This window comes from Deltaproteobacteria bacterium, assembly GCA_020845895.1.
In the GTDB taxonomy this organism is placed as follows: domain Bacteria; phylum Lernaellota; class Lernaellaia; order JACKCT01; family JACKCT01; genus JADLEX01.
Map to the genome: position 1 here is coordinate 16,309 of JADLEX010000050.1, position 18,761 is coordinate 35,069.

The window sequence follows — 18,761 nt, forward strand, 5'->3', positions numbered from 1 at the left end:
GCGGGGGAGCGGCGCTGCAATATCATCCGACGATTGCGTGATGACGATTACATGAAGAGATTTTCGCGCAGGACGGGATCAGATCGAGTCGTCATCCGTCGTATCATCGTCGGTCGTGTCGTCGTCCGCGGTGTCATCGTCGCCCGCCGCGAACGTGAATGCGATCTCGGCTCCAGCGCCTTCGACGCCGCATTCGTCCTCGACCGAGAATGTCCATGTCGCGTCGCCCGCCGCCGCGTCGAGGGTCAGCGGGATGTCCGCGCCGGCATCGCACGCTCCGTCGGGCACCTCCCACGCGATGGTCGATTTCGCCCCGCCGGTCTCGCCGAAGACGAGCCCGCGACGCACGTTGCATTCGGTGTCGGCGACCACGAGACGCACGGCCAAGCTCGCGCCGGCCGGAACCTCGACCGGGTTCGACGTCGCGACAACGCCGTCGATTACCGCCACCGCGCTCGTCACCGACGGCGCGCCGTTCGACGCGTCGCACAGCGGGTCGTGCGTCCGGTCGAATCCGGCGATCAGGCCGTCGTTGCCGCTTACCACCGATACGAATTTATCGCCGCCGACGGGCGCGGCGCGCAGCGTGTCGTGACCGCCCTTGCGCACGGTGTAGAGCAGCGCCGCGTCGTCCGCCGACCAGCGCGGCCGGGCCGATGCGTCCACGGTGTCGAGCACGGCCTGCGTGTTCGCGCCGGTGCCGACCTCCCACGTGTAGAGGCGGCCGTCGCTGACGTAGGCGACGCGGCCGCCCGTGTGCGACCAGTCGGGGCTCGTCCCCTTGGCGATCCAGGTGATTTCGGCGCGCGCCTCGAGGTCGATCAGGTACATCATGATCTGCAGACCCGAGCTCGCCTGCACGCGCAGGGGCACCGCGGCGTACTTGCCGTCGGGCGAAATGGCCGGGGTCATCGCCGGGTCCTCGAGCGACGTGTCGATCGTGCCGGGCGGCACGACGACGGGCATGGCGGGTGCCGTTGCGACGAGCGGCTCCAGATAAACGCCGTCGGCCTTGACGTAGAGGATCTGATCCATCTGCGGGCGATACGCGGCCCACATCGCTCCGAGCGCCACGGGACGCGACCCCGCGCCGCCGACAGCGGTTTCGGACAGCACGCCGTCGCGAATGTAGAGCATCCGGCGACCCGCGGGCGCGGGAAAAACGTTCGTGCTCGCCTCGGTCGCGATTGCGTCGCCGGACCTCGGACGGTACACGACCGACCCGTCGGTGCGCGCGATGACGAACGCCTGCTCGCCCGGGACAACCCACAAGGTCTGGACGAGGGCTTCGAGAATCGCCTCGACCTTGCCGGTGCCCGAATCCGCCTGCCAGACGCCGGTCGTGCCCTCCCAAGTGCCGCCCCAGATCACGGGCGGGCCCGACTCGGGCTTCTCCGAGGCATCGTCGTCGCCCGGAATCTCCGGCTCGTCGACCACCGAGGAACACGAGGCCGCGAGTCCCACTCCGCTGACCACGAATAACATCACCACAACGGTCAAACGCAATTGCATCTCGACTCCGCAACGGCTGCGAAGGGGCATTGTCCCCCCATCGCGCCGCGCGCGTCAAGTTTGCCGCCGTGGATATTTGAGGATGCCGATCGCCGCCGGGTGCGTGCTAGAGCATCGCCTCCAGACAGCTCTCGTCGCCGGTCATCACCCGCGTGTGGATGCCGTCCACGTCGGGCAGAATGTTCTTGCAGAAGAACCGCGCCGTGAGGATCTTGTTGCGGTAGAACGCCGCGTCGTCGTTCGATTCGGCGAGCGCTTTTTCGTCCGCAACGCCCTTGTCCGCCTTGATCGCCTCGAGTTTGTCGTGCGCGATGCGCGCCTGCCAAAGCAGCATGTGGGCGACCACGACGTGGCCGAACGCCTTGGCGAAGGGCGTCGCCGACAGGATCGGGAACAGCGGGTCGCTCGCGAACTTCATCATGAACTCCATCGACATGGCCGCGAGTTTGTCGCGCGCGGCGCCGAGATCGGCGACGCAGTCCGCGAGCCGCGCCGGGCTCGACGGGTCTTCGAGAAACGCGGCGAGATCGCCCAGATAAGTCATGTAGTACGCGCCGCCCTGCGTGGTCATCTTGCGTCCCACGAGATCGAGCGCCTGCACGCCGTTGGTGCCCTCGTAAATCGCGCTGATCTTCGCGTCGCGGCAATACTGCTCGACGCCGTACTCGCGGCAGTAGCCCACGCCGCCCATCGCCTGGATCGCCGTGCCGCCGATCTCGAAGCTGCGGTCGGTGGGATAGCCCTTCACGATCGGCGTGAGCAGCTCGATCAGCATCTGGTGCTTGCGCTTTTCTTCGGGATCTTCGCTGTTGTCGGCGATGTCGGCGAGCTTGGCGACCCAGTACACCAGCGCGCGGCAGCCTTCGCCGTAAGCCTTCATCTCCATCAGCATGCGGCGCACGTCGGGGTGCTCGATGATCGCCACCTGCGCCGCGTCGGGGTTCTTCATTTGCAACACGCTCGTGCCCTGCACGCGCTCCTTCGTGTATTTGAGCGCGAGCTGATACGCCGCGTTGCCGAGCGCCACGCCCTGCAGACCGACGCCGATGCGCGCCTCGTTCATCATGTGGAACATCATGCGGATGCCGTCGCCCTCCGCACCGATGATCCAGCCGCGGCTGCCGCCGTTGTCGCCGAAGTTGAGCATGCACGTCGCCGAGGCGTGGATGCCCATCTTCTCCTCGATTTTTGTGCACAGCACGTCGTTCGACGCGCCGAGCGAGCCGTCGGCGTTGACGAGGATCTTGGGCACGACGAAAAGGCCGAGGCCCTTGATGCCCTTCATCCCCTCGATGCGCGCGAGCACGAGGTGGATGATGTTCTCGGTCAGGTCGTGATCGCCCGACGTGATGAACATCTTGGTGCCGGTGATCAGGTAGGTCCCGTCGCCGGCGCGCTTCGCCACGGTGCGCGTGCTGGCGAGGTCGGTGCCGACATTGGGTTCGGTGAGGCACATGGTGCCCGACCACTGCCCTGTCGTCATGGTCTCGAGATAGAGCTTCTGCATCTCCTCGGTGCCGAATTCGTCGATCATGCGCACGGCGGCGGCGGTGAGTCCCGTCGTCATGCAGAACGAACAATTCGCGCCGACCATCGTCTCCGACCCCGCAGTGGTGAGCAGGCTCGGCATGCCCTGGCCGCCCCAGCGCGCGGGCAGGGCGATCGAGTTCCAGCCCGCCTCGCAAAACTGTTTATAGAGCGCGGGGACCATCGAGGGCATTTTCACCTGCCCGTCCACCATCTTGCAGCCTTCCTCATCGGAGGGACCGTTGGTGGGCGCGAGGATCTCGCGGCCGAACTTGAACGCCTCGGTGAGGATCATGCGGTACAGATCTTCGTCCTGATCCGCGTAGCGCGGAAACCTCGTCACCGACGGCAGGTCGAGCTGTTCGAACAGGCAGAAACGGATGTCGCGTTCGTCGATGATGAAGCCCATGGTCGCTCCCTCGGATTCCGATTTGAATGGTGTTGTCGAAGACCCCGAAAACGCGCGCGCGAGGCACGACCGCGCGTCGCATGACGCATGTTGTCAAACGCAAAAGCGCCTGTCAATTCGCGGGGATAGGGGTGAATGAGGGATCAGTCAGAGGCGAATCCGGGTGCGCATCGATTGTCACTCGTCGGCGTCGGAAGCGGACCACCCCGGTGCGAACGTCGCGAGGTACACGCTCCCGCTGCGCGTGAATGCAACACGCACCTGATCGTCGTCGCCGATCGTCAGTCCCGCGTCGCCGCCGTAAGACGATTCCACGATCGAGTCGGTCCAATCACCCGAGGCATCCGAAACGTAACGCAGTGGTCCGCCGCCCGTATCGCCGCAATGCTCGCAGTAGATCACGTGGTTCGCTCCATCGCCGTCCACGGCGACGGAAACGTCGGAAACGACGTCGGTTCCGTCCGGCGGAATCGCGATCACGACCGACGACCATGTGCCAACGTCGCGCGAATATATCCAAAGTTCGTCGGCATCCGAAACGACCGCGCGAACCTCGCCGTCCGGTCCGGTGGCGATGTCCATGGAGTGCGAATTCCAGTCGAGTGACGCCCGGACCGGCGCGCCCTGCCAGGAACCCGATCCGTTGTCCACGGCCCACATCTCCCGCTGTTCGGTCGGCAGCGACCGGAATCCGTTGAAGAGAATCGTCGCGTCGCCGCCCGGCGTGATCGCGATGTGCGGAGAATACGGGCTGGATAGTCCGAACGCGGCGATGTCGATCGCCTCGTCCGTCCAGACACCGCCGTCGCGAAGGATATAGTGAAGCTCGCCGGAGGAAGCGCACGCGACGTGAACGCGGATCGCCGGGTCCACGTCGAGCGCGCACTCTCTCCAACCGGCTCCGACCGACTCCGTCAACCACGTTCCGCCCGCGTTCGATACGTACTGCATCCCCCCGGCGGACGGATTGTAGATGACCGCGTGGATGGAACCATTCGAGTCGATCGCCGCGCCTTCGTCGGCCAACGTGGGGTTGACGATTGCGAACGCGAGTTCATGCCGCCAAGAATCTCCGGATGGCCGGTCCACGATGAGCCCCGGCGGCAAGTCGGACGTGTGCAGCACCACGAGATCGCCGTTTGGGTCCATCAACGCGACCGCGGAATCGCCCGCGAGAGTGACGCGGTCGAGCCGGCGCGTGCGCCAAATCCGTCCCGATCCGTAGGTCACCTTGAGCGCGCTTTGCAAAGTCGAGTAGTGGCTGACATACATGCGCTCGTTTTCGTCGATGAACAGCGCGGGGTTGTCGCCGCCCAGCGCGATCGTCCGGGCGCTCCAGTCATCATCGCGCGAATGGTGTTTCAGCATCAGACCGGAACGGAAAAAAATGTGGGGCGTCCGGTCGGTCGTCTCTCCGAACGCGGGATAACCGAGTTCCAGCATCATGCCGAAGTCGAGCTCCGCGCCGTACGGGACGTCGTCGGTGGTGCTGTAGAAAACGCGGGATGTTCCATAAAAAACTGGCCAGGAGGACCAGAACTCCGAGAAATGGACGACCCAGTCGAGTTCGTCCCGATCGTTGAACTCGAACTGGGGCCGAGAATAGCTGTACGAATAGGTCTCGTGAGGGTTGGTCGAGTCCCCCCCACCCATGGCCAGCACGTCGTGATTCCACGTTCCGTCCGAACCGCGAAGGTGGAATGTCGTCCTGTAGTAGGTCTGCGTCATGATGCCCACGCGAAGTCGCTCGTCCACTTTCATGAATGTGGTGTAGGCCTCGGCCTCGTCGAATTGGGTGCGGCGCCATATCCCATTCCACCGCACCGCGTGAAACAACCGGGCATCGTCCGGTGCAAAGTCGATGACGATCGTGTGCCGATAGGAAACATGCACGGAACCGAGGAAATCCACCGCGACATCCACCGCGGAAAACTTCTCGCCGCAGTCCACCGGCGTTCGGATCCATTCCCCGTTTCGGTTTTCGAGATGATGGAGAACTCCGGCCCGGTTGTCGGCAAAGACCACATGCGTCCGCCGTTCGCGGTCGATGGTCGCAGCGGGGTTGCCGCTGATGCGGGAGGCGAATACGGCGACTTCGATGGACGAGCCGCTCACCGTGTAGCGCGTTAGAAATCCGCCCTTGTTCGCCCAGACGGTCGGGCTTCCGTCTTCGTCAACCACCACGTCTGAGACCATCTCAAGGTCCATGGAAATGCCGCCGTCCACCAGTTCCCGATGCAGTCCATCTTCCTCCGTCGCGAATCCGCCGGGCGTGACGATCTCGCTTTCGCCGCAGTCGGTCGGTTCGTGATCGAACCAAGGATCGCCAAACGACTGGGACTGATCGGGGCGATCGACCGCGGAATCCTGCGCGAAGGGCACTGGGTCGTGCTCACGAATTCCGTCGTCGGCCGACGCATCATCGTCATCATCTTCCGCGTCAACGGGTGCGGCCGAATTGTCGTCGCCGGGATCGGTTTCCTGCTGACACGCACAAACGGAGAACGCCGCGAGAATGGCCAAAAGCAGCGTCATGACGCGAATATCCCAAGACTTGGCCGCGAAATACATGTCATTACCCCCAGCTCGATGCGATGGGGCGACCGGATCAATGAATCGATTGTATCACAATTTCGCGGCGGTGGAGAAATGAAGGTCCTGCGCCGATCGGTTTCGAACGCGGGCAAGACCCTTCGCGGCGCTCAGGGTGACAGGGCTCAGGGTCACAAGTAATGGTCACGGTGACAGGAAGCACTCGTGACCGCGAACAATCCGCCTTCGCCAAGGCTACGGCGGACGCGCAACCAGCAACCCTTGGCCTAATACCTCCCTTTCGCCACGGCTTCGAGCACGGCGGCGAGCAGCTTCCACGACACGGCGACGGCGGGGATGTACGCGCGCTCGTCGGGCGAATGCGCGCCCTGGATGTCGGGACCGAACGACACCATGTCCATGCCGGGGAATTTTTCGCCGATGATGCCGCATTCGAGCCCGGCGTGGATCGCCTTGCGTTCGGGCTTTTTGCCGAAGACTTCCTCGTGCACGGTTTCCACGAGACGCAGGATGCGCGAGTCGGGATTGGGCTGCCAGCCGGGATAGGGATCGCGCACGTCGGTCACCGCGCCGGCAAGCCGCGCCACCGCGTCAATCTGCTCGATCACGCCGCGGATCGCGGTCGCGTTCGACGAACGCGGGCTGTTGTGCGCGGCGAGCGCGTCGCCCTCGATCTTGATCGACGCGAGGTTCGTCGAGGTCTCGACGAGGTTCGGCAGATCCTGGCTCATCGCGATCACGCCGTTGGGAAAGCCCAGCAGCATGGCGAGCGCGGCGGTCTGCGTGTCGGCGTCGAGCACGCGGGCGGGGCGATCGGCGCTCACCAACTCCATGACGAAATCCGGATCGCGCGGGAACTCCTGCGCCATCGCGGCGTGGCATTCGGCCACGGTCGCGGCCGCCTTGTCGAACGCCTTTTGCGGCAGCGAAAACACCGCGAACGCCTCGCGCGGAATCGCATTGTGCTTGTCGCCGCCCTGCATGGCCGCAATGTGGATGTGGTGCGGAGAGAGCGCTTTGAGCGTGCGCGCGAGGATCTTCACGGCGTTCGCGCGGTTTTCGTGGATGTTGCCGCCGGAGTGCCCGCCGCGCAGGCCGCGAACCACCAGCCGTACGCCCACCTGCGTGTCATTGGCGTCGGCCCAGCGCAACGGCAGATGCGCCGACACGCCCGCGCCGCCCGCGCAGCCCATGTACACGATGCCCGTCTCCTCGGAATCGAGGTTGACGAGAATGCGCCCGGTGATGAGTTCGTTCGACAGATACATCGCGCCGGTGAGCCCCGTCTCCTCGTCCACCGTGAGCAGGATTTCGAGCGGGCCGTGAACGACGGCCGGGGCCATCGCGGCGGCGAGCGCCATCGCCACGCCGAGGCCGTTGTCCGCGCCGAGCGTGGTGCCCGTGCCGCGCAACCAGTCGCCGTCGCGACGCAGGCGGATGCCCTCGGTCATGAAGTCGAAATCGACGTCGGAGTTCTTCTCGCACACCATGTCCACATGGCCCTGCATCACCACGACGGGGGCGCTCTCGTATCCCGGCGTCGCGGGCACGCGGATCACGAGGTTGGCGGTGAGATCCTGATCGACGACGAAACCCCGGCTCTTCGCGAGCGTGTCGATGTGCGCGATGATTTTTTCCTCGTGCTTGGACGGACGCGGCACCGACGCGATGCCCGCGAAAATCTCCCACACGAGTTTGGGTTCGAGACCGACGATCGCTTCAGACATGAAGACCTCCATGCAATCGAATCGTTGCCCGCGCGTCATCTCCCCTCACCCCGGCCTTCGACTTCGCTCAGGCCACCCCTCTCCCGCCCGGCGGGAGAGGGGAAGGGGGTGAGGGCTCCCCCGCTTCACTTCCCGTTTCCAAACAGCCACTTCGACAGCCAGCCGATGACCTCGTGGTACCAAACCTGCGCGTTGGCGGGCTTCAAGATCCAGTGACCCTCGTCCTCGAAATACACGAACCGCGACGGCACGCCCATGACTTGCAGCGCGGTGAAGACGCCGATGCCCTCGCTCTCGGGGCAGCGGTAATCGCGCGCGCCGTGCACCACCAGCGTCGGCGTTTTGAAGTTCGCCACATGGCGATGCGCGCTGTACTTTTCGTACGCCTTGCGATTCACGTGCGGTAGGCCCGCGTGTTCGTATTCGTCGAACCACAGCTCGTCGGTGGTGTAGGCCATCGTCTCGGCGAAAAACACGCCGTCGTGGCAGACCAGCGCCTTGAAGCGGTCGGTGTGGCCGAGGATCCAGTTGATCATGAATCCGCCGAAGCTGGCCCCTGCCGCGCCCATGCGCTTCGCGTCGATGAAGGGAAACGTCGCGAGCAGATGATCGACGCCCTTCATGATGTCGTCGTAACAGCGCCCGCCCCAATCCGCGGAAATCTGCTCCTTGAATTTGTCGCCATAGCCCGTCGAGCCGCGCGGGTTGAAAAACGCCACCACCGCGCCGCTCGCCGCGAACATCTGGTAGTTCCAGCGCCAGTGCCAGTGATCGGCGAACGCGCCCTGCGGCCCGCCGTGAATCAGCAGCATCAGCGGATATTTCTTGCCCGGTTTGAAACCAACCGGCTTGATGATGAAGCCATGCACCGCGTCGCCGCCCGCGCCCGCGTACCAGAACTCCTCGGCCTTTGGCAGCGCGTAGGATTTTGCCGCGTCGCCGAAGTGCGTCAGCCGGCGAACGCTTGCGCCCGCGTCGGGCGGCATGTCCGCGGGCACGGTGCCGGGCTTCGTGATCGGCGTAACGCCCCAGCCCGGCGCGAAGAGGTAGAAGTCCGGCGGATCGCACGCGGTCTCGCGCGTCACGAGCAGCATGTCCGACGTGGGGATCGCGCGGATCAGGCCGTTGAAGGTGCCGTGCGTGAGCTGGCGGACCTGCGCGGTGTCGAGGTTGAGGATGTAGACCGTCTTGCGTCCGAAGTCCTCGGCGAGAAACATCACCGCGTTCTCGTCGTCGTCGTCCACGAACTCGAACGACATCGGGCTTCGTTCGAACTTTTCCAGGTACACGCGCGTCGCGCCGTTCTTCAGGTCGTAGACCTTGATACGCAGCCGGTCGGCCTCGTAACCGGGAATCGTCATCCCCAGGTAGAAGAGCTTGCGTCCGTCGGGACTGTAGCGCGGATGCACGTCGCACGCGTCGGTGTTCGACACGCGCACCGGCTCGCCCGCCACGGCGATGCCCTTGACCGCGAGGCGATAGACCGAATTGTTGGTCGAGCGCGTCACGACCTTGTCGGGGTTCGAGACGTACGCGATCTCGCGCCCGTTCGGATTCCACGCGAAGTCGCGCTCCGACCCCAGCGACACCGGCGGGGTGTCGCGGTCGCCGGGCGTCACGTCGTTCAATTTTCCCGTCACGACATCGACGATGAACAGGTGCGATCGCTTGCGGTCGCGCCAATGGTCCCACGGTCGAAAGAGCAGATCGTCGATCACGCGGGCGCTCGATTTTTCGTTGACGAGGCCCATGACCTTTGCGCGCGCGGGCTCCTCGCCGGCAGGCGTTTGCTTGTCGGCCTTGGGGTCGTAATCGGCGCTCACCACCACCTCGCGCGAAAACAGCACTCGGCGCGAATCGGGGGCGAAGATCGGCGTGCCGACCCCACCCCATCCGCTCGTCACGCGCCGCGCCTCGCCGCCCGCCGTGGGCAACAGCCAGAGCTGCGCGCCGTGCTGGTCGTCGCGGTCCGAGACGAACGCGAGCCATTTGCCGTCGGGCGACCACGCGGGGGCCATGTGATTGCCGGGGCCGGGCGTAAGCGTTTCGATCTCCCGCGAACGCAGATCGAGCGAGCGGATCTGATGGCGGACCTTGTTTTCCTTCGGGTCGTGCTTCGACACGACGAAGGCCACGCGTCGCCCGTCGGGCGAGACCGCCGGGGCCGAAATGCGTTCGAGGCCCATGAGGCCCGCGAAGTCGAACGTCTTCGGCGCCGATGATTTGGAGGTACGGGTCTTGCCCGCGCGCGCGGCCGCTTTCGCCATGACGAGGCTCCCTGCGTGGTTTGGTTTTCGATCGGATGGGCGCCGGCGAATTGCCGGTCCGGCCTTTTCCCCCAAGCGCCATCCGATCATTAGCGCGGCCCGCGCCCCGCGGCAAGGCCGAAACGCAATTGAATCACCGCGGAGATTGGCCTAGCATGCGTATTCCGCCTGGGGAGAGGTCATGTTGCGCACACGTCGCCCGCTTTGGATTCTCGCGCTCGTCGCGGCGGCGGTCGCCGTGGCGCTGGCGGCGCACGCGGTCGATCTCAACACCGGCCTTCCCGTCGCGACGATGAAGATCGGCGCGAAGACCCTGACGGTCGAGGTGGCGATCTCCGGCGAGCAACAGCGTGTCGGTCTGATGAACCGCAAGGAGATGGCCGCCGATCACGGGATGATCTTCATCTACGCCAAACCCAAACGCGTGCGTTTCTGGATGAAGAACACGTACATCCCGCTCTCCACGGCGTTCGTCGCCGAGGACGGCACGATCGTGAAGATCGCCGATATGGAGCCGCTCAGCGAGACGCACCACGAGCCCGACGTGCCGGTGCGTTACGTGATCGAGGCGAATCGCGGGTGGTTCGCGGGTGCGGGGGTGCGCGTGGGGGACCGGATCGACGTCTCGGCGTTCGCCGGGCGCTAGGGGGTCCGCGTGGAGCGGCGGCGCATCGCGTTCGCGCTCGCGGGGCTCACCGCGCTGGGCCTCAGCGTTCGGCTGTGGTTCTTTTTCGCGTTCGACAATTCCTTCTCGTGGGAATCCGAGCCTTACTCCAAGATCAATCTGGTCTACACGTGGCTCGCCCTCGGTAAGCCCTATCCCGACACGAATTTCGGCCCGCTGCATACGTGGCTCATCTGGCTGGTCGCGTGGTCCTTCGAAGACAAAGTCACGCCGATCCGCCTGCTCTCGGTCGTGTGCGGCGCGGCGACGATCCCCGTCTTTTTTGCCGCGATGCGCCGCCCCTTCGGCGACCGCATCGGGCTCGCGGCGGCGGCGCTGTTCGCCTCGTACCCGCTGCACGTGCGGGCGAGCGCCACCAGCCTCGCCGAATCGCCCTACACGCTCTTTTTCCTCATCGGCCTCGCCGCGTTCTTGATTCACGACGAGCGCGAGGATCGCTCATTCGGCTGGCTCGCGCTCTCGGCGGCGGCGCTGACGGCGGGCTCGATGCTGCGTTTCGAGAGCTGGCTGTTCTACCCCGTCTTCGCCCTGCTCGCGCTGCGGCGGGGGTTCGCGCGCGCGGTCGGCTACGGCGCGCTGCTGGCGGTCTTCCCGCTCGTGCATATGTTCATCTGTTGGAAGGTCTCCGGCGACCCGCTGTCCTTCGGCAAAACCTCGGCGCGCACCTTCGCGCTGTATCTGCCGCAGATGCCGCTTGCGTATCGCGCGACGGGCTGGTTCGTCTGTTTCTGGCAGGTGCTTGCGCCCGCCGTGGCGCTGCTCGCGCCCGTGGGCATGGTGTGGGCGATGCTTTCGCGGCGCGGCGGCACGGTCGCGGCGCTCTTCGCGTTTCCGTACCTGTTCATGTCGGTGCGCACGCTCAAGGGTCTCATGGACCCGTCGCTGCTTCGTTACGCGATCATCGTCGCCGCGCTGCTGATTCCCTTCGCCGCGGCGGCGATCTGGGCGCTCGCGCGGCGGATTTCCGCCGCAGGCGCGGGAACGATGTCGACGGAGCGCGCGGGGGCGCTCGCGGCCGTGATCGTCGCCCTCGTCACGCCCGCCAATCTCGCGTGGGCTTACGCGCAGTCGATCGACAACGCCCTGCCGCCCGAGGTCTTCGAGGCGAGCGCGTACCTGCGCGACCACGTCGGCGAGGCCGAGCGCGTGCTGCTCGACAAGCGCTTCCACCCGGTCTTCGTCATCGAGAGTCGCAAAAACCCCGAGCGCATGCTGAACCTGGACTACGTGGGCGAGCCGATCACGGACTGGGACCGCTACGCCGAACTCGCGCGCAAGTTCCACCCACTCGCCTATCTCGACGGCCGCGAGGTGGACTGGGGCCGCGATATCAAGCTGTATGGCCGCGCGGCCTATGAGGATCTGATGGCGCGCGAGCGCCCCGCGTGGCTCGTGCTCGACTACGAATCCGCGGGCAACATCCAGGCGTTTCCCATCCCGCCCACGCACGCCGAGGCCGAGATCGACGGCCGCCGCCTCACTCGCGCGTGGCGCAAGGGCGACTTCGCCATTTTCCGCATCGCATATCCGGATGAACCGGAGACGTCGCCGGAGCCGAAACCATGACCGGCGCGAATCCGACCGACGCGGACCGGACTCGCCCGTACGGCGCGGCGTTTTTCGCTCTGCTCGCGATCGCGGCCGTGGCGCGGCTCGTGGCGCTGCTGCACTTCCCCAACATCATGTCCACCGAGGGCGAGGAATATTCCAAGCTCCAGCTCTTCATGCAGTGGATCGCCAACGACAACCTCTACCCCGACACCAATTTCGGGCCGCTGCACATGCTGCTCTTCTGGCCGACGGCCAAGCTCTTCGGCCACGCGGCCATGCCCAACCGCGTTGTTACGCTGCTGTTCGCCCTCGCGACGTTTTTCCCGCTCCACGCGCTGGTGCGGCGCATCGCGGGCGACACCGCCGCGCTCACCGCCATGGCGCTCGCCGCGCTGTCGTCGCTGCTCGTCATCATCGGCGTCAACACGCTCGCCGAGGGACCGTGCCTGTTCTTCCTCGTCTGCGCACTCGCGCTTTTCGCGCGGATGATCGACCGGCACGAGATGTGGCGCTGGCGCGACGCCGCGCTCTTTGCCGCTTGTGCATCTGCGGCCGGGGCGCTGCGTTACGAGGTGTGGATGTTTCTGCCGCTGTGGCCTCTCTGGCTGCTCGCGCGGCGGGGCTTTGCCCGCGCGGCGGCGACCGGCGCGATGCTCGCCGTCTTCCCGATCGTCCACATGGCGGTGACGTGGAAGGTCTCCGGGCATCCGTTCAATTTCGTGCTCGTCAGCGCGGCGACGACCTCGATCAACGCGGCGGTGACGCCGTGGGACGAGCGCGCGCTGCTGTGGGTGCAGGCCCTCGCGCGCATCGAGGGCTGGTGGCTGTTCGGCGCGGCGGTGCTGGGCGTGGTGTACGCGCTCGTCACCGGGCGCGCGCGATTCGCGGCGATTCTGTACACGTTTTACTTCGCCGTGGTCGAGATCCAGGCGTTGCGCGCGGCCATGGCGCCCGAGCTGCACCGCTACGCCACGTTTCTCGTCGCGCTCTCGTTTCCGCCCATCGCGGTGATGCTGGCCGACGCCGCGCGGCGTGTCATTCGTCCCGCGCGATTCGCGCCTGTCGTGGCGGTGTCGGCCGCGCTCGCGCTGTCGGCGAGCTCGCTCTTCTACTTCGAGCACGTCGAACAAGAGACGCACTTTTTCGACGAGTCGTTCGAGATCGCGCGGCGGCTGCGCGGCGCGATGACCGAGGGCGACCGCGTGTTCCTGGGCAAAGAGAGCCACCCGCTGATCGCCGTGGAGAGCGGCTTCGATTGGCATCACTTCCGCGTGCCCCAGTACCGGCGCGGCGAGGCGGCCGACGCCGAATCCGTCGCGCGGATCTTCGCCGAGTGGCGGCCCACGCTTGTGCTCGCCACGCGCCACGACCCGACCTTCCTGACGAGCGCGCCGGTGCGTTTCTGCGAGGACACCGAACTCTTCGGCCGGGTCTATTCGCCGGTCACCGCGCACGGCTCCTGGTGCCTGCTGCGCGAAGACGGCGCGGCGGGCATCGTGCCCTGAGCGGCACCTTTCGGCCGGCGAGATCTGACGGACCAAATTTTACATGAATTTTTCTTGACTCAAGAGACTCGTCGTGAGACGATTCAAGTCGTCGCGCTATTTGTTCGTTTTTTCAACCTGACGGGAGGAAATCATGAAGAAGCGAGTCATGGCTCCGTGGCTCTTGATAGGCATTCTGGCGATTCTGGATTTTTGGGGGGGGCTTGGCCACCGAGCGAGATGACATCTCCGATGTCCTGAATCTGCGCCCTGTCGATCGCGATATCCGGTACGTGAACACAAAAGTCCTCGATTCCGACAACCGCCTTCTCGATCAGAGTGAGGACGGCGTTCCCGACATCGGAGATGATCGCCGAGGCGACCTCGGCAACACATACGAAATCGCCGAGTATTCCGGTAGCGAGGATACGCAAAGTTACGAAAGCTCTTATTCGCTGATCTCCACGCCGACTCTGCGCTTGACCGATGAACAGATGCGGGATTACCAACGGGCGCGCGGGCAGTCCGAGCAGGAAATCGACGCGCTGTTTTCGCCGATGGGGCGTGCGGAAGACGCGTCGCGGCCCGTTATCACGGACAAATGGCTCTCCGAAATCCGACGCGTGAACCCGGAGGACAACGTCCGGGCGATCGTTCATTTCCACGAGAAGATCCCCAACACCTACGTTCATCCTCTGACGCTGGAACCCGACCACGAAGAGGCGATGGAGATCGTCCGAAGCGCGCGGCAGACGGCGCGGGAGGAGCGGGAGGCGGCGACGGACGAGTTTCAAGCGCCTTGGATCGAGGAGTTCGAATCCGCGGGAATCGAGGTTGTGCGCACGTTCAGTCTGGCGAATGCATTAGAAGTCGCGTTTCCAGCGAATCTCGTGGATGAGATCGCTTGGGACGGCGCGCCATATCGGCTCGTGCGGACGGACCTGCGTACAGAGGCGTTCGACCTGTCGAGTCATACTTTTTCCGACGGGCATCCGTATAAGACACTTCTCGACAACCGGCGCGCAATTGGAACGAACCAGTACATTCGCGACGGGTTCAGTGGACGCGGCACGGGAACCGAGGCGTCGCTCGCGAATCGGATCAAGGTGGGAATCTCCGAGAACAGGCGATTCGATCAGTATCATCAGGCTTTTCGAGACGGATCGTCGTCGTTCGACCGGGTGGAGTGGTTCTACAATTGCTCGCAGCCGGGGTCGCCGGAATTCTGCGCCTCGGGCGAACCTTCCGAAGAAGACCTGGAATATTCCATCGGCAGCGTTCCCAATCACGTCATGGCGTCCATGGGTATCATCGGCGCCGATCTGGAGAACGGTCAGGACGGTTCGATCCCTTCGGCCGTTCGCGGGCATTACCGCGGCATCGCGCCGAACGCATCGTTGTCGTACTTCTTCTTCAACGACGTCCCTTCGAGGCTGGCCGCCTACGACCAGATCCGCGACGAGAACATCCATATCGTCAGCCACTCCTGGGGACACACTAACAACGAACTCGACTCGAACTGCCCGTCCGACGACGAGTGGAGCGCGAACGATTCGCTGACCGACGCGGCCAACACGATGATCGAAGAAGGAACGATTCTCGTGGCATCCGCAGGCAACGCCGCGGGCGATACCGATGGTGTTAGATTTTGCGATACGGACACGACCGGGACGAATTCAATTGCGTCACCGGGGAATTCGCCATTCGTGGTCACGGTCGGCGCGGCGGATTTTCTGGGCGATCCGCGCAACGCGACGACGGCGGAGACGCTGTGGGACATGACGAATTTCGAGGAAGTCAGTCTGATCAAGAGCTATAGCAGCCGCGGGGCGACGTATCAGGGGTTTCGAAAACCCAATATCGTCGCCTATGTCGATGCGGTGCACACGCCGATCATGGATCTCGACGGAGCCGGCGTCGTTTCGCACGGTCGATATGCCGACACCAACTGGTGGCTGGCCGATGCATCGGGCGAGTGCGACGCGGAAAACGACCCCGACGAGTCGAATGGGAACTGGTGGATCCGGGCGCCGCACCAGTTCTCGCCGAACGAGGGGGAGTGCATCGATCCATATAATGACGGCGTAAAGGACTTTGACTCGCATTTTTCGATGGACGAACGGCAGACCCCATGGGATTGGCCCGAGCCGTGGAAGCACGAAAGCATTTATCAGGAGCGTGCCACGGGGACCTCCGCCGCGGCGCCGGCGGTGGCGGGCGTCATGGCGCTCGTTCGCGACTGGATCCTGCAGACCAGCAACCCGAGCAACGCCGCCGACCGGGGCCGGGTCGTTTCGACCGTCCTGAATTTCGGGGACGGCATGGTGGAGGACGAGGATACTCTGGGAGCCGACTACATCGGCTACGGCGATTCCACCTACGGGGCCGGCCGGATGCATGCACGGCTCTTCACCAACCACGGCATGGACAGCCCGTGGCGTCGCGTGATGGAGGTGATCCCCGAGCTGCACACGAACGACTCCGTGCAGTTCAAGCTGAACCAGAGCATCCTGGGCGCGCCGCTCACGATCCCCGCCGGAGTCGAGCTCCTGAAGATCATGGTCTACTGGGACGAGCCGTTTTACAACGGCAACGAGGCCACGATTCAGGCGGTGCTGCGCCGGACGCTCGGCACGAACTGCAATGCGACCTATTGGCCCGTCGCGTTACAAAGCAGCAGCGTGAACCAGGGGAACTGGCTGCACTTCGTCTTCGACGCCACGCAAACGGGCGCCGAAGCGAACTTCGCTCCGCTCGTCCCCGACCGCTGTTATCAGATCGACATCAATGGGATCCATGTTCCCAACGGCCACGGCGGTGAAGGCACACGCCGCGTCTACGTCACGTGGTTCTACGAAGACCTGAAACGCAGCGACAACGACGGCCCATGTCAACACAATACCGGCTCGTGCTCGGTCAACGACGCCAACTACCTCTACTTCCACTAGGAGCGAGCCATGATAAAGTATCCGTGGCGCAGACTGTTGACGGTCGTCGCAACCGTACTGGCTCTCACGGTCCTGTCGGCCGCATGCGGCGATGACGACGATGATTCGGACGAGGGTGACAATGACGAAGAGTGCGTTGCGTACGACGAATGCACGCAGTCTCCCGCGTTGTCGGACGAACTGTCCCTCATGGCGTTCGAGGTCGACCCGGAGCCGGAATGCGCGGCCTTCGGTCTCGACCTCGAGGTGCTGGAGGTGCGGGCGACCGAAAGCCGCGGCCGAATAGAGGTGCGGTTTCGGGTGAACGAAACAAACGGCAACACGATCTACACGCTAACCGTCGCGTCGGGGCCCGGCACGGCGTACGAAGACCGCGAATTCTGCTTCCACGAAATCTCCGGAGACAGCACCTACGTTTTCGTTCGGAATTTCACGGAGTGTCCTCGTTCGATGTCGATTCCTTTCTGGTCGGAGACCTCGCAGTGGGAGTGCCCCGACTCGTACGAGAGCGCCGAAACATGCCGATATTCCTTCGATGTTCTCCCGTGGCCACCCGAAGGACTGTGCATCGAAGATCCCCAGTGATCGCGCATGACAGGGCGCCCGGTCCGCGCTGCGTCCGACAAAATGTGGCGGAGCGAGCCATGAGAACGCAGCCGTGGCGAGCGCTTCCCGTGACCACCCCAACCTCAGCGGCGTTTCTTCGCGAAAACGGCACGGCGGTGGAGGGGCCGGAGGTCAGAGAACAGCATTGGCCAAACTGGGGACTGGCAACGCGTGTTTGTGCCTGTACCCCGGTTTCGCTCGTACTTGCGGACGTCACCCGGAGCGCTTCTGCCGCTGTCATCCTGAGCGCAGCGAAGGATCTGGTCGGAACTCGCGGCAAGGCCCTTCGCTTCGCTCAGGGTGACAGAATTGGCGCAGGGCGACGGGAAGTGTCAACGGGAACACGCATCGCTACGCGTTGCATGTCACCGGTTCGTGCTCACTCCCCCGTGTACGCCGCATAGTTGCAGTGGCCTTCGCCCGAGTGGCCCGTGGTGCGCAGCGCGTCGATGAAGACCAGGTAGTCGTCGCCCGACAGGCCGGCCGCGAGATCGGACTGCGTGAGATCGAGAGCGCCGTCCTCGGCGAGCGCGGCGATGGGACCGAAGCCGAGCGCGCCCTCGTTCACGCTGCCCTCTTCGCCGAGCGTCGATTCGTCGCCGAAGATGTGGTCGGAGTGGAAGGTGATCTCCACGCTGCCCATGCCTTCGTTTTCGACCACGCCGGCGAATTCGTCGTCCACTTCCTGATGGCACGCCGAAAACACCATCTGCTCGTCGAGGCGAATGGTGAACGGCACGGTGTCGGCGTCTTTCGACGCGTTGCCGATCATGACGATCGACCGGCCCGCGTACTCGCCTTCGTCCGTGCGGATGACCTCGAAGTTGGCGTAGTTGTAGTTGCCCGCCGGCGCATCATCGACCGACGTGATGAGCGAGCGGTCGTCACCCGCGGCGAGATCCATCCAGAACGCACCCGTCGCGGCCAGGTGCGCCGAGCCCTCGGGGATATCGTTGTGCGGATGCCCGGCATGCTTCGCGGGAACCGTCAGCGCCGAATCCGTCTCGGCAACCTGAATACCGGTGAGTCCCACGTAGTTCACGTAGAAGTGGTCGAAGCCGATCGTCCATCCATCTTTCGTGACGAAGCCGTCGCGGATGAACTCCTCGCCGTTCGCGTAGAACTCCAGCGTGCCCGCGCCCGGATCCGTGGCGTCATCATCGTCGTCGTCATCGTCGCCGCAGGCGGGCAGCCACAGGGCCGCGCTCATGAGCGACAGAACCAGCACCGCTCCCAAAAGCGTTCGCGATTTCATTTCATCCTCCGTGACCGACGCGCTCGTCGGTTTATATTCAGGTTTATGCCAGACCCTTCGCTTCGCTCAGGGTGACAAACTGTTCCGGTCATCCCGAGCGCTCTTGTCGCTGTCATCCCGAGCGTTCCAACGGTCGCGGCGACCGCATTCTATTGAAAGAAACCGCTCCCTCGTGCTTCGATATCGCGTCTCGAGGATGTGGCCGAATACGCTCTGGTGTCCATGACCCGAACCTGA

General features: G+C 64.5%; 11 protein-coding genes. 5 read left to right on the top strand and 6 right to left on the bottom strand.

The genetic code is table 11. The annotated features are described in order from the left end of the window. Window positions 1-78 precede the first annotated feature (78 nt). The 5 genes from IT350_06450 to IT350_06470 form a co-directional block, all read right to left on the bottom strand. Window positions 79-1,506 (bottom strand): hypothetical protein, encoded by a 1,428-nt coding sequence (locus IT350_06450; protein MCC6157676.1) that lies wholly within the window; start codon window positions 1,504-1,506, stop codon window positions 79-81. A gap of 112 nt (window positions 1,507-1,618) precedes the next feature. Further along, the gene (locus IT350_06455) at window positions 1,619-3,448 is read right to left on the bottom strand and encodes an acyl-CoA dehydrogenase (GenBank protein MCC6157677.1); all 1,830 of its coding nucleotides are present in this window, start codon (window positions 3,446-3,448) and stop codon (window positions 1,619-1,621) included. Between the two features lie 177 nt (window positions 3,449-3,625). After that, on the bottom strand, window positions 3,626-5,983 hold the full coding sequence (locus tag IT350_06460) for a hypothetical protein (GenBank protein MCC6157678.1): 2,358 nt from the start codon (window positions 5,981-5,983) through the stop codon (window positions 3,626-3,628). A 284-nt stretch (window positions 5,984-6,267) separates the two neighbouring features. Then, a complete protein-coding gene (locus IT350_06465; GenBank protein MCC6157679.1) occupies window positions 6,268-7,728 on the bottom strand; it encodes an aminoacyl-histidine dipeptidase in 1,461 nt (486 codons plus the stop codon). Between the two features lie 125 nt (window positions 7,729-7,853). Further along, the gene (locus IT350_06470; GenBank protein MCC6157680.1) at window positions 7,854-9,995 is read right to left on the bottom strand and encodes a S9 family peptidase; all 2,142 of its coding nucleotides are present in this window, start codon (window positions 9,993-9,995) and stop codon (window positions 7,854-7,856) included. 181 nt (window positions 9,996-10,176) lie between these two features. Between IT350_06470 and IT350_06475 the strand changes: the two genes are divergently transcribed. The 5 genes from IT350_06475 to IT350_06495 all read left to right on the top strand — a co-directional run bounded on the left by IT350_06475 (window position 10,177) and on the right by IT350_06495 (window position 17,248). Further along, window positions 10,177-10,641 carry a DUF192 domain-containing protein gene (locus IT350_06475; protein MCC6157681.1) on the top strand — a complete coding sequence of 155 codons (465 nt, stop codon included), beginning with the start codon at window positions 10,177-10,179 and terminating at the stop codon, window positions 10,639-10,641. A 9-nt stretch (window positions 10,642-10,650) separates the two neighbouring features. Continuing rightward, on the top strand, window positions 10,651-12,246 hold the full coding sequence (locus IT350_06480; protein ID MCC6157682.1) for a glycosyltransferase family 39 protein: 1,596 nt from the start codon (window positions 10,651-10,653) through the stop codon (window positions 12,244-12,246). Then, window positions 12,243-13,736: a glycosyltransferase family 39 protein gene (locus tag IT350_06485; protein ID MCC6157683.1), complete on the top strand. Its 1,494-nt coding sequence runs from the start codon at window positions 12,243-12,245 to the stop codon at window positions 13,734-13,736. Before IT350_06480 ends, IT350_06485 begins: the two co-directional genes overlap by 4 nt. A gap of 203 nt (window positions 13,737-13,939) precedes the next feature. Next, on the top strand, window positions 13,940-16,663 hold the full coding sequence (locus tag IT350_06490; protein MCC6157684.1) for a S8 family serine peptidase: 2,724 nt from the start codon (window positions 13,940-13,942) through the stop codon (window positions 16,661-16,663). A gap of 9 nt (window positions 16,664-16,672) precedes the next feature. Next, on the top strand, window positions 16,673-17,248 hold the full coding sequence (locus tag IT350_06495; GenBank protein MCC6157685.1) for a hypothetical protein: 576 nt from the start codon (window positions 16,673-16,675) through the stop codon (window positions 17,246-17,248). Window positions 17,249-17,648: 400 nt separating this feature from the next. Here the strand turns inward: IT350_06495 and IT350_06500 are convergent, their stop codons facing one another. Then, a complete protein-coding gene (locus IT350_06500; protein ID MCC6157686.1) occupies window positions 17,649-18,524 on the bottom strand; it encodes a hypothetical protein in 876 nt (291 codons plus the stop codon). Between the last annotated feature and the right edge of the window lie 237 nt (window positions 18,525-18,761).